General features: G+C 69.6%; 12 protein-coding genes and 1 tRNA gene. 3 read left to right on the plus strand and 10 right to left on the minus strand.

Features of this window, described 5'->3' with window-relative positions:
• Window position 1: 1 nt before the first annotated feature.
• The gene (lysA, locus tag Pme01_RS02165) at window positions 2-1,387 is read right to left on the minus strand and encodes a diaminopimelate decarboxylase (protein WP_168112915.1); all 1,386 of its coding nucleotides are present in this window, start codon (window positions 1,385-1,387) and stop codon (window positions 2-4) included.
• Between the two features lie 7 nt (window positions 1,388-1,394).
• A complete protein-coding gene (argS, locus tag Pme01_RS02170; protein WP_168112914.1) occupies window positions 1,395-3,050 on the minus strand; it encodes an arginine--tRNA ligase in 1,656 nt (551 codons plus the stop codon).
• A gap of 122 nt (window positions 3,051-3,172) precedes the next feature.
• Between argS and Pme01_RS02175 the strand changes: the two genes are divergently transcribed.
• Together Pme01_RS02175 and Pme01_RS02180 are read left to right on the plus strand one after the other, a co-directional pair.
• Entirely contained in the window at window positions 3,173-4,066 is an 894-nt protein-coding gene (locus Pme01_RS02175) for a thioredoxin-like domain-containing protein (RefSeq protein WP_168112913.1), read from the plus strand.
• Entirely contained in the window at window positions 4,066-4,701 is a 636-nt protein-coding gene (locus Pme01_RS02180; RefSeq protein ID WP_168112912.1) for a DUF305 domain-containing protein, read from the plus strand. Before Pme01_RS02175 ends, Pme01_RS02180 begins: the two co-directional genes overlap by 1 nt.
• 25 nt (window positions 4,702-4,726) lie before the next feature.
• Here Pme01_RS02180 and Pme01_RS02185 read toward each other — a convergent pair whose 3' ends face one another.
• Complete coding sequence (locus tag Pme01_RS02185; RefSeq protein WP_168112911.1) at window positions 4,727-4,909, minus strand: hypothetical protein; 183 nt, start codon at window positions 4,907-4,909, stop codon at window positions 4,727-4,729.
• A gap of 180 nt (window positions 4,910-5,089) precedes the next feature.
• On the opposite strand from Pme01_RS02185, the gene Pme01_RS02190 reads away from it, so the two are divergent.
• Window positions 5,090-5,164 (plus strand) — tRNA-Arg (locus Pme01_RS02190).
• A gap of 789 nt (window positions 5,165-5,953) precedes the next feature.
• On the opposite strand, the gene Pme01_RS02195 is transcribed toward Pme01_RS02190, so the two are convergent.
• The 7 genes from Pme01_RS02195 to Pme01_RS02225 form a co-directional block, all read right to left on the minus strand.
• Window positions 5,954-7,336: a tyrosine-type recombinase/integrase gene (locus Pme01_RS02195; protein ID WP_168112910.1), complete on the minus strand. Its 1,383-nt coding sequence runs from the start codon at window positions 7,334-7,336 to the stop codon at window positions 5,954-5,956.
• Window positions 7,336-7,614, minus strand: coding sequence for a helix-turn-helix transcriptional regulator (locus Pme01_RS30735; RefSeq protein WP_239087969.1), 279 nt, complete (start codon window positions 7,612-7,614; stop codon window positions 7,336-7,338). The genes Pme01_RS02195 and Pme01_RS30735 overlap by 1 nt, the downstream gene beginning before the upstream one ends.
• Before the next feature lie 208 nt (window positions 7,615-7,822).
• Window positions 7,823-8,938, minus strand: coding sequence for an AAA family ATPase (locus Pme01_RS02205; protein WP_168112908.1), 1,116 nt, complete (start codon window positions 8,936-8,938; stop codon window positions 7,823-7,825).
• Entirely contained in the window at window positions 8,935-9,780 is an 846-nt protein-coding gene (locus Pme01_RS02210) for a deazapurine DNA modification protein DpdA family protein (RefSeq protein ID WP_168112907.1), read from the minus strand. Before Pme01_RS02210 ends, Pme01_RS02205 begins: the two co-directional genes overlap by 4 nt.
• Entirely contained in the window at window positions 9,777-10,718 is a 942-nt protein-coding gene (locus Pme01_RS02215; protein WP_168112906.1) for a bifunctional DNA primase/polymerase, read from the minus strand. The genes Pme01_RS02210 and Pme01_RS02215 overlap by 4 nt, the downstream gene beginning before the upstream one ends.
• Before the next feature lie 18 nt (window positions 10,719-10,736).
• The gene (locus Pme01_RS02220; RefSeq protein ID WP_168112905.1) at window positions 10,737-11,012 is read right to left on the minus strand and encodes a hypothetical protein; all 276 of its coding nucleotides are present in this window, start codon (window positions 11,010-11,012) and stop codon (window positions 10,737-10,739) included.
• A complete protein-coding gene (locus Pme01_RS02225; protein WP_168112904.1) occupies window positions 11,009-11,260 on the minus strand; it encodes a hypothetical protein in 252 nt (83 codons plus the stop codon). Before Pme01_RS02225 ends, Pme01_RS02220 begins: the two co-directional genes overlap by 4 nt.
• Between the last annotated feature and the right edge of the window lie 127 nt (window positions 11,261-11,387).

An 11,387-nucleotide genomic window follows, 5' to 3' on the forward strand; every position in this document is an offset into this window, starting at 1 on the left:
CTCACCCCATGTCCAACGCGAGAAGGTCGTCCTCGGTCTCCCGCCGGACGACCAGCCGGGCGGTACCTTCGGCGACAGCCACGACCGGCGGCCGGGGCACGTGGTTGTAGTTGCTCGCCATGCTCCGGCAGTACGCCCCTGTGCCCGGTACGGCGAGAAGATCTCCCGGCTGGACGTCGGCCGGCAGGAATTCATCCTTCACGACGATGTCCCCGGCCTCACAATGCTTTCCCACCACGCGGGCGAGCATCGGTCCGGCGGCCGAGGCGCGGCCGGCGACCGTGCACGAGTACGACGCGTCGTACAGGGCGGTACGGATGTTGTCGCTCATGCCGCCGTCGACGCTGACGTAACTGCGGATCCCGTCGACGTCCTTGACGGTGCCGACCTCGTACAGCGTGAACACCGCCGGGCCGACGATGGCCCGGCCGGGCTCGATCGACAGCCTCGGCATGGTCAGCCGGTCGGCCTCGCACTCGTCCTCGACGATCTTGCGGATGCGCTTGGCCAGGTCGCCGGGCTCGGCCGGGTCGTCCTGGCTGGTGTACGCGATGCCGAAGCCGCCGCCCAGGTCGAGTTCGGGCAGTTCGACGCCGCGCGCGTCGCGGATCTGCGACTGTAGGCCCAGCACCCGCCGCGCCGACACCTCGAAGCCGCCGGTGTCGAAGATCTGCGAGCCGATGTGCGAGTGCAGCCCGCGCAGGTCCAGGACGTCCTCGTCAATGATCTTGAGTGCGGCGGCGAGCGCGGCGCCGCCGGCCAGCGAGAAGCCGAACTTCTGGTCCTCGTGCGCGGTCGCGATGTACTCGTGGGTGTGCGCCTCGACGCCGACCGTCACCCGGATCAGCACGCCGGGGCGTACCCCGCGCTCCCGCGCGATGGCCGTCAGCCGGTCGATCTCGTGGAACGAGTCGACGATGATCCGGCCCACCCCGGCCTCGACCGCCCGGGTCAGCTCGGCGACCGACTTGTTGTTGCCGTGGAAGCCCAGCCGCTCGGGCGGGAACCCGGCGGTCAGCGCCACCGCCAGCTCACCGCCGGAGCAGACGTCGAGGAAGAGCCCCTCCTCCGCGATGATCCCGACCACGGCGCGGCACAGGAACGCCTTGCCGGCGTAGTACACGTCACAGTCGTCGAAGGCCGCCCGGAAGTCGCGGCAGCGGGCCCGGAAGTCGGCCTCGTCGAGGATGTACGCCGGGGTGCCGTACTCCTCCGCGATCTCCCGGACGTCCAGGCCGCCGACGGTCAGGGCGCCGGCGTCGCCGCGGGTCACCGTCCGCGGCCAGAGCAGCGGCATGAGGGCGTTGACGTCTTCGGGGGTACGCAGCCAGCCCGGCCCCCGGTGGCCGATGTCGGCGTGCAGTGCCCCTGCTTCGTGTGCGCGCATTCCTTCTCTACATCCGTTCCGGGGCGGAGACGCCCAGCAGTTCGAGCCCGTTGGCGAACACGGTCCGGGCGGCCTCCACCAGCCAGAGCCTCGCCCTTGTCAGGTCGGTCGCCTCTTCATCGCCCTGAGGCAGAACGCGGCACGAGTCGTAGAACTTGTGGTACGCCGGCGCCAGCGTCTCCTCGAGGTAGCGGGCCACCCGGTGCGGCTCCCGCAGCTCCGCGGCGGCCGTCACGATCGCCGGGAACTCGCCGAGCGCCTTGAGTAGCTCGTTCTCCTTCTCGTGGCTGAGCAATGACGGATCGTAGTCGTCTCCGCGCGTAACGCCCAGTTCGTCGGCGTTACGCAGCAGACTCGCGATGCGGGCGTGCGCGTACTGCACGTAGAAGACCGGGTTGTCGTTGCTGCGTCGGGTCCACAGCTCGATGTCGATGTCGATCGGCGAGTCGACCGAGTACCGCCCCAGGGCGTACCGGGCCGCGTCGACGCCGATCGCCTCGACCAGGTCCTCCATGGTCACCACGGTGCCGGCGCGCTTGCTCATGCGGACCGGCTGGCCCTCCCGTACCAGGTTGACCATCTGGCCGATCAGGATCTCCAGGTTGCGGTCCGGGTCGTCGCCGAAGCACGCCGCCATGGCCTTCATCCGGCCGATGTACCCGTGATGGTCGGCGCCGAGCATGATCACGACCCGGTCGAAGCCGCGCTCCCGCTTGTCCAGGTAGTACGCGCAGTCCGCGGCGAAGTACGTCCAGGAGCCGTCGGACTTGCGCAGCACCCGGTCCTTGTCGTCACCGAAGTCGGTGGTGCGCAGCCAGGTCGCACCCTCGGCCTCGTACACGTGGCCCTGTTCGCGCAGCCGGTCCAGCGCCTGCTGAAGCTCGCCCCGCTCGTGCAGGTCCTTCTCGTTGAAGTACCGGTCGAAGTGCACGCCGAACTGCGCCAGCGACTCCTTGATCTCGTCGAACATCAGCGCGATGCCCTCGACCCGGAAGATCTCCTGCGGGTCGGGCGCGCCCAGCGCGTCGGGGCGCTTGGCCAGCACCGCCTGGGCGATGTCGTTGATGTACGCGCCGCCGTAGCCGCCCTCCGGCGTCGGCTCGCCCTTCGCCGCGGCCAGCAGCGACGCGGCGAACCGGTCGATCTGGGCGCCGGCGTCGTTGAAGTAGTACTCGGTGCCCACCTGCGCCCCGACCGCGCGCAGCAGCCGGCTCAGGGCGTCACCGACGGCGGCCCAGCGCACCCCGCCGATGTGGACGGGGCCGGTCGGGTTGGCCGACACGAACTCCAGGTTGATCGTCTGGCCGGCGAGGGCGGCGGTCCGCCCGTACTCTCGGCCGGCCTCGACCACGACGCGGGCCAGCCGGCCCGTGGCGGCCGGGTCGAGCCGGATGTTGAGGAAGCCCGGACCTGCGATCTCGGCGGCCTTGATGCCGTCGACGCGCTCCAGCTGCCCGGCGATGGCCGTGGCGAGCTCCCGGGGGTTGGCACCCACCCGCTTCGCGACCTGCAGGGCCAGCGTGGAGGCATAGTCCCCGTGCTCGGGATTGCGGGGTCGCTCGACGGTGGTCGTCGCGGGAAGGACGGACGCGTCGAGGCCGCGCTCGGTCAATACGGTGCGAGCGGCGTCGAGAATGGTTGCGGCAAGGTCGGCGGGAGTCACCGAGTAATGCTATCGAGGGTAGACTCCTCAATCTGGCGGCGACCCAATGTGCTGGTCATATTGCGGGACGCCGCCGGACGCCCCGGGTCCGACTCCCCGACCACCCATGTTGATGAGGCCCTATGAGCATCAGTACGCCGCACGGCGGCGGCAGCCGCCGACCGTCGAGCATCAAGCCGGGCGGCAAGCCCAAGGACGGTCCGACCGAGAAGTCCGGTTCGACCAAGTCTACGCCGGGTGCGTCCGGCTCAGCCAAGTCTGGCGCCGCAAACAAGGGCGCCCGTCCGGCTGCGGGCGGCAAGGGCGGCGGACGCCGGCCGGTGACCCCGGTCAAGGTCAACCAGGGTCGCAACTGGGGACCGATCGGCATGTTCGCCGCGGTCGGCCTCATCGCGCTGGGCATCATCAGCTTCGGCGCCTACCAGGTCTACCAGAACGGCATGTCGTGGGAGGACCGGGCGGCGAAGATCTCCGGGATCCAGAACTTCCGCAAGTCGAACCCGAACATGCTCAAGTACGAGAAGCACCAGCCGGGTAAGATCAGCTACCCGATGGCGCCTCCGGTGGGCGGCGCGCACAACGACAACTGGCAGCGCTGCCTCGGCGACGTCTACAGCGCGCCGATCGCGAACGAGCACGCCGTGCACAGCATGGAGCACGGGGCGATCTGGATCACGTACAAGCCGGACCTGCCCAAGGCTCAGGTCGACGAGCTCGCCAAGAAGGTCAAGGGCCACGACTACACGCTGATGAGCCCGGACCCGGACCAGAGCTCGCCGATCTCGGTGCAGACCTGGGGCTACCAGCTCAAGGTCGACAACGCCAGCGACCAGCGGATCGACGACTTCATCAAGGCGCTGCGCGAGGTCTCCAGCATGGAGCAGGGCGCGACCTGCTCGGCCGGTAGCTACATCACCGAGACCGGTACCACGCCGCGCGACCTCGCGCCCGCCCAGACCGACCCGAACGGCGGCATGCCGGGCGGTGGCGCCGTACAGCCTGGCGGCACCGGCTGATGTCCGCCGCGATCGTCCCGTCATCGCGGCGGGTCCGGCTCCTACTGGCCGGGCTCGCCGCGGTGGCGGTGCTGCTCCTGACGTACGCCTCCGGCGTCGTCTCCGCAGGGCTCTACTCCCCCGGCGACAACTCACCCGAGGCGGGCTTCGTCCGCGACATGTCGCTGCACCACGCGCAGGCCGTCGAGATGGGCATGCTGGCCTACCAGAAGGCCACCGACCCCGAGGTGCGCAAAGAGGGGTACGACATCGCCCTGACCCAGGAGAACCAACGGGGCATGATGAAGGCCTGGCTGGACAAGTGGCACGTCAGCCGCACCAGTATCAATCCGCCGATGTCCTGGATGCCCGGCGGCTCGGCCATGATGAGCCAGGACGGCCGCATGCCGGGCATGGCCTCGGACGAGGAGCTGACCAAGCTCAACACGGCCACCGGCAAGGACTTCGACATCCTCTTCTGCCAGCTGATGACCCGGCACCACCTGGGCGGCATCCACATGGCCGACGAGATCCTGAAGCAGAGCGACAACCCCGACATCCTCATGCTGGTGCAGTCGATGAAGTCGGGTCAGCAGAACGAGATCAACATCTTCAACAGCATCCTGGCGCGGCTGGGCGCCAAGCCCACCCAGTAGCTGTGCTTCATCATCCAGCTCGTCTTCATGATCGTTGAGGCGGCTGGCCTGCCTCGACCTCTTTGCGATCGGCCTGTGCGGCTCTGCGGTCGGCCTGGACGACGTTGTGCTTCGCCCAGGTGACGAGCGGAGGGGCGTACGCGAGCACGGACAGGGCCGCACTAGCGGCACTGACCGCCGCCACCGCGGCGATGCGGTAGCTCGTCATGGTTGCCTCCCGGGAGCACATTGGTTGCAGAGGGAGATCCTGCCGGGAGGCGAGGCGGGAGCAAGTCCCCTGAACAGGCAGTATTCTCGTCTGGGTACCGGGTAGCAGGCCGCTGGGGGTGCACCGCGATCCGGCGCGCAGGTCGCGTCGCGCCTCTGCTACAGTTCTGTGGTCGCCAGGGCCCCCGTAGCTCAGGGGATAGAGCACCGCCCTCCGGAGGCGGGTGCGCAGGTTCGAATCCTGCCGGGGGCACCAACGCTGAACAGCCAAAAGAAGCCCTTGACCAGGGGTTACCCGGTCAAGGGCTTCTCTCGTCTGTCCGGCTGTATCCGGCTGTACCCGGCGGTCACCGACTGGTCTTGCCGAATACATGCCGAAGTTCAGCAGGCGCTAGCTCCTGAACCACAGAGCCAAGAGCCCGGTGATCGCGATCACCAACGATGTCAGCGCCACGATGAGACGTGTGGCTGCCCGTAGGTAGTCAAGCGACTTCCCCCCGCGACGACCGACACCACTGGGACTACGGCCAGCCGCTTCGCGCTGCTCTTTGCCGGCCTCTTGCTGAGTTGATACCGTCATGACGGCTCCTCCAACGCGTACCCACTACGTGACACGCGGAGCCCCGCGGAGCCTGAGCTGATCCCTCAGGCTCCGTTCTTTGATTGGCTTGGGGTCATCCGCGCCGGTTACTCATTGCAGCGGGTCGGGCAAGGCAGCGCAAGTAAGGAACCGCGGCGCTTAACGTTACTCAGCGTAATAAATCTTGCCCCTTTTAACGTCTTATGCGCCTCAGCTGCCTCTTGACAGCAGGCTCAGCCGTGCTAAACGCTTCGCAGCACGGCTGAGCATAGTCACGGACGCTGCGCCACAACGCGTAGCCACACCGAGGATTGACTGTGACTCGCGACACATTTTCGAGGGCGGCCCGCTCCTACTAGCCCCGTTTTCCGGTTACGGGTAGTGACAGTGATGACCGTCGGCACTCAGTCATACAATCGACTGTTGTCGATCAGAACAACTTGCACCCCTTCGCTCATCGGACCGTCAACCCGCATGGGACATTGGATGGCCAAGCGCGGCCTGTATCCGCTGGCGTAGCACCTCACCCCCGCCGTCGAGGCACTTGGCGTAGATCTTCAGAAGGATCTCGACTGAGTGACCGGCCCACTCTGCAACCTGGGTTGGCGGCACTCCCCCGTTGAGCCAGGTCGACACTGCCGCATGCCGCAGGTCGTACGGCGTCCGGGCCAGCGGCGATGCTGCAACCTCGGGCGCGAACACCTCGGCGCGTGCCCTCTGCCAGGCACGGACGATGGTCAGCTTCGGCAGCTCGCCGTGGTTACGCTCGCCCGTGAACAGCCGGCCGTCCGGCGCCGTACCGAAACGGTCGATGTGCTCATGCAGGAGCGCGGTCAACTCCGGTGGGCACGGCACCGTCCGAATCTCGCCGCGTGCTCGCTGCTTGAGTTGTCGCCGGTCGCGGTTCTTCCCGCTGTCGGTCCACTCCTTGCCAGCGTGCGGCTCGGCCACGTCCAGGTGCAGCTCTCCCCACCCCTCGGCCGGGAGGGCCAGGTTGTGCCTGGCGAGGCTGACCGCCTCTTCGGGTCTAAGCGCCGCGAAGTAGAGGCAGCCGAAGAAGGCGACCAGGCGGGGGCCGCTGCGCTGCTGTGCGCGTACGGCGTTGAGCAGCGTGCGGGCCTGAATCGGGTTGGCTACGGATCGGCGGTCGACGGCATGCACCGTCTTCGGCGCGGTCCACTTCAGAGCCGGTATCGGATTGGTGCTCAAGAGCTTTACCTCGACCGCGTATTCGGCGGCGGCGTTGAGGATCTTCCGTTTCCGACTGACCACGCTCGGCGCGGCCGGGCCGCCGTCGAGTCGTACGGTCAGGGCGTCCAGTACCGGCCGCAGCACCTCCGGTTTGCTGAGCGCCGATACCGGCCGCGTGTGGGTTTGGACCCACCGCAGCGCGCTGCGAATGTCGGAGGGGCAGTCAGGGTCGTTGCGCTTGTTGGTGTTGAATGCCCAGCGGCACAGCGCCGACCGGATTAGCTTGTCATCCGGCTTGCCCTTGTCGTTGACGAACATCGCGGTCGTCACCGCGGTCAGCGCCTCGGCGTGGGTGCGGCGGGTAGTGGCCGCTACGCGGGGCCACTTCATGTCGACGTACGCGCAGGCGAACTCGTACCACGACATGTCACCGGCTGCCCGCCGCATCGACACCGGGCGGCCCGACTCGGTATCGAAGGCCTCGCCTTTCCTGGCCGCCGACACCAGCTCGGAGCGGAAGCTCTCGGCTAGCGCCTTTTGCTTGAACGGCTCCTTCCATGGCTTGCCGGCCACGCCCCATCGCACCCAGTAGGTGTTGCCCCGCGCTCCCTTGTAGACCTCGGTCTTCCAGATCCGAACGTCGTACGTGTTGCCCATCAGGCGGCCTCCTCTTCCAGGGATGCGAGCCAGTTCTCGTAGTCGCTGCGGCGGATGCGGAGGTCGCCGTTGGGCAGCTTGAGGCACGGGGGCGCCTTCCGCTTCGTCCGCCAGTCGTAGAAGGTCGACCGGGTGATGCCGAGGTCCTCGCATACCTCGGCGATCGTCAGGTGCCTAGGGTTGGCGCTTCGCTGCTGACGGCCACCGGCACGGGTCGCGGGCACAGCGGCGAGGCCGGTCGTCTTCTGAGCGGCCCTGTCGGGCGGACTGGTTCGCACGGTGGGCGCCTTTCCGGTCGCGGGGGTCTGCGGGGAAGTGGCGGGGGTCGATGCTCTTAGCGGGCCGTAGGGAGCCCGCTGAGAGCCACGGAGAGCCAAGATCTGTGCGTGTTTGGTGTGATAGGTACCGGTAACCCCGCATCCGCGAATCTGCGGGCCTCGCTCGGCGACCGCCGGGCGACGGGCGGCTGATCTTGTCACTCGGGTGTCACTCATGATCAGAACCGTTTCCGCAGGTCAACATGGGTTGAGTGACACGAGTGACACGAGTGACAGTGCCGGCCAGGTCGGTTGTGTCACTCGGCGGCAGGGCGTACCGGCCGGCGGCGTCGCAGGTCACCTGCGCGTCGGCGAGCATCCGGGTACAGGTCTGGCGGATCGTGGCGGCGTTGAGCCCGGTGCCCTCCGCGATCGCCTTCGGCGTGCTGGCGGGATGGGCGCGCAGGTAGCGGGTGATGGCGGCGCGGGTGTCGCTGCGGGTGTAGTCCTCGGGCGGCCCGTCGAGTAGCCGCCACGCCCCGGACGCGGGCTGGAAATCCAAGGCGTACTCGGCCTCTTCCACGTCGCGGCCGGTGACGTGCAGCGCCCCGCCGGCCTCGCCGCGTGCCCGCTTGAGTACGAGGGTGGCGTCGGCGGCCCCTGCGATGCCGTTGGTACCGGACACCTCGGCGAGGAAGTCATCCGAGCTGGCCTTGCGCACGTGGTGAACCAGGAGAATCGCGACGCCGTAGGCGTCGGCCACTTTCTTGATCCGCCCGACGGCGGCATAGTCAGCGTCGTACGCCGAGGCCCCCGGCGGGGACATGCCGCGAATCTTGGCGAACACGTCGATGCAGACCATGCGGGCGTCGCGGTTGCGGTCCAGCCACGCCGCGATGGCTTCATCCCCACCTTGGGTCAGCGGCGGGCACGCGACGGCGAGGGTGAGCCCGGCCGGGGCCGGCTGACCGCCGAGGATCTTTCCCATGCGCGACTGCAACCGGCGCGGGGTGTCTTCCAGCGCGAGGTAGAGCACCGGGCCGCCGTCGACCGGGATGGAGTCGAACGCGTAACCACCGGCCGCGACGGCCAAGCCGAGGCCGAGCGACAGCCACGACTTGCCGACCTTCGGCGGGCCGGCGAGCAGGTTGACGCCCTCGGCGAGTACGCCGGGTACGGCCCAGTTCGGCGGCGGGAACTCCATCGCCATGAGGTCGGCCGCGCTCCACGAGGTGGGCAGCCGGGCCGGGCCGCGCCGGGCCGACACCGGTTGCGGTGTCAGAACTTCGGCGGCGTCGTCGGCGTCCACGATGTGCAGACGGGGTGCCTGCTCCGGACTGGTCATGCGGCTGCCTCCAGGTCGAACAGGGCCGGTTGGTCGCTGTGGGTGTGCGCGGCGGTGAGGACGTTGGTGCGCCAGAGCAGGGCGAAGCGCAGGCAGTTGGCGCAGTTGGCATGTGCGGTGCAGCCGGGTAACGGTCGGCCGCGGCGGCGGGCGTCTACCGACCACGCCATGGAGTCGGCCGAGGTCAGCCGGCTCCCGTGCCCGGTGAGGCCGAGGATTTTGAACCCGAACCCGTGTAGTCGGGTGACTCCGGCGGTGTGCAGGGCGGCGATGATGCGTCCGGCCTCGGCGGTGCCTTGCCGGCGGCAGACCGACCCGAGGCCGACCAGCGGCGCGGCGGTGAGGTCGACGCGGGCGAGGGTCCAGTACAGGTCGACGCAGCGCAGGTAGTCATCGCGGGTGAAGCCCTGCACGACCGGAATCACCGGCAGCTCGGGGGCCAGGTCGCGCAGCTGCGCGAAGTTGGCCACGGTGCGGCGCTGATGTTCGGCCACCGACAGCCGGGTACCGGCGAAGACGACCGGCCCCACCCGGCCGCCGTTGATGACAATCGGTTCGCACATCCAGTCCTGCGGGGCAGCCCACATCAGGTTGCCGATCTCGTCGCGGTAACGGCGTAGCCGGGCCACGTACGCGGCCGGGGTCACGGTCCACCGGCCGCACGTCTGCAACTCGGTGAACCCGCCCGAGTCGCACGCCCACGGCGCAGCTGCGACCGGCAGCCGCTTGTAGACGCGCAACCGGCGGTCGGACACGAACAGCGCCACCTGCGCGGCGGCAACCTCGGGCTTGGCCAGCCAGCCCGGTTGGTGGGTGCCGAGCATGAACAGCGGCCCGCTCATGCCGCCACGCTCCGCGGCCGGTTGGCCCCGGCGCGGAAGCCGGAGTGGATGGTGCGCCGGGCGCCCGCGACCGGGTGGCCCTTGGCGACGGCGGCGCGTAGCAGCAGTTCCTCGGTGTCGGCGGCGTCCAGGGCGCCCCCGGCAACGAGTTGGCCGAGCGCGACCGCCGCGCCGTAGAGGGTGCGGTTGAGCGTGCCGTCCGGGGCGGCGGCGATGGCGTCGAGACTGTGTCCGATCGCGGCGTCAAGGTAGGCGGCCTGCCGCCCGGTGCCCAGCTCCACCGCGACGGGTTGCTGCGGTGGCAGAGGTGTGGGCGTGAGCCTGTCGGCCAGCCACGCGGGCAGCGGGGCGGGGTCGGCGTCGCGGGCGACGGTGTAGGGGTAGCTGCCGGCGACGCTGCCGGCGGCGACGACGTAGCCGCCGTGGGCGCGGGTGTCGATCAGCCAGCCCAGCAGCCCGGCGGTGTTCCGCAGCTGCGGGCCGGTGTCGGGGTGGCGGTAGTACAGGTGGGTGCCGCCGCGCCCGGTGGTGACGGCGTAGGTGTCGGCCGGGTAGGGCTGGCCGGCGCGATGGCACATACCGGCGAACACAGCGTCGCCGTCGCCGCACGGGCCGGCCTCCGGCGGCGGAGTCTGGCCCGGCTTGGGTACATCGAGGTCGACCACGACCAGCCCGGACGGGCCGCACGCGATCCCAACGTTGAACGAGGTGATGCGCCAAGCGCGGGTGATCCGGTCGGGGTCGGTGGTGGCGCGGGCCTCCCAACCGACGTGGGTCCCGACGGCGCGGCAGCGCGGGTCGCGGCCGGTGCAGTGCTCGGCGGCGTGGTCGGGGAAGGCGGGCCGCTTGTCGTTGTGGCGCAACGGAAAGACGTGCCAGCCGCGCGCGGCGGCGTCCAGCGCCACCCGGCACAGCGCGGCCTTGCTGACGATGTTCATGCGGGGTCCTCCGTTCGCTCAGGCAGCACGGCGGGCGGCGCGCGGCGGGCCGATCAGGGTCCGTAGGTGGGTGAGCAGGGCTGCGAGGCGTAGCCGGGCGGCGGGCTCGTCGGCGGGCAGCGCGGCGGACAACCGGATGTCGGCGTGGTCGGTGCCGTCGGCGGCGCGCACGCGGGTGAGCACGGCGGTGCCGGCGCCGGGGATCGTGATGCTGATGGGGTCGGATCGGTGCTCGCCGAGTCCGCAGCGGTGGCCACCGGCACACCAGTCCGGGCAGCGAGGGCGGCGGGTCATCGGGTGCCGTCCTTACGCAGGCGGGTGAGCTGGTTGTAGATCCAGCGGCCGGCGCGCAGGCGCAGGCCGGTGCCCCGGCAGCGGCGGCACAGCCGGATGCCGCGGCCGGACGGGGAGCGGCGTTTGCCGGTGCCGGCGCAGCGGCGGCAGGCCCGGAACGGCCAGATCCAGCAGCCGACCGCGTAACCGAGAGTGACGGCCAATAGGGCGAGGACGGGCAGGCTAGCGGCGGTGACGTGGGGGTCCACGGACGCCTCCTCAGGCGTTTTTGGGTGCACGAGGCCGTGGGCTGCTAGTTGCTAGAGCCCAGGTGATGTTTGGGATCGGGTGCTAGCGGGGCTGCTAGCGCTAGCAGGGTTGGCCGCTAGCGCTAGC

Source organism: Planosporangium mesophilum (assembly GCF_016863255.1).
Taxonomy (GTDB): domain Bacteria; phylum Actinomycetota; class Actinomycetes; order Mycobacteriales; family Micromonosporaceae; genus Planosporangium; species Planosporangium mesophilum.

Bases quoted from the DNA above. Each gene is read 5' to 3' on its own strand.
- Pme01_RS02180 (WP_168112912.1), top strand. From the start codon at position 4,066: ATGTCCGCCGCGATCGTCCCGTCATCGCGGCGGGTCCGGCTCCTACTG.
- Pme01_RS02215 (WP_168112906.1), bottom strand. From the start codon at position 10,718: ATGAACATCGTCAGCAAGGCCGCGCTGTGCCGGGTGGCGCTGGACGCC.
- lysA (WP_168112915.1), bottom strand. From the start codon at position 1,387: ATGCGCGCACACGAAGCAGGGGCACTGCACGCCGACATCGGCCACCGG.
- Pme01_RS02210 (WP_168112907.1), bottom strand. From the start codon at position 9,780: ATGAGCGGGCCGCTGTTCATGCTCGGCACCCACCAACCGGGCTGGCTG.
- Pme01_RS02205 (WP_168112908.1), bottom strand. From the start codon at position 8,938: ATGACCAGTCCGGAGCAGGCACCCCGTCTGCACATCGTGGACGCCGAC.
- Pme01_RS02220 (WP_168112905.1), bottom strand. From the start codon at position 11,012: ATGACCCGCCGCCCTCGCTGCCCGGACTGGTGTGCCGGTGGCCACCGC.
- Pme01_RS02175 (WP_168112913.1), top strand. From the start codon at position 3,173: ATGAGCATCAGTACGCCGCACGGCGGCGGCAGCCGCCGACCGTCGAGC.
- Pme01_RS02185 (WP_168112911.1), bottom strand. From the start codon at position 4,909: ATGACGAGCTACCGCATCGCCGCGGTGGCGGCGGTCAGTGCCGCTAGT.
- Pme01_RS02195 (WP_168112910.1), bottom strand. From the start codon at position 7,336: ATGGGCAACACGTACGACGTTCGGATCTGGAAGACCGAGGTCTACAAG.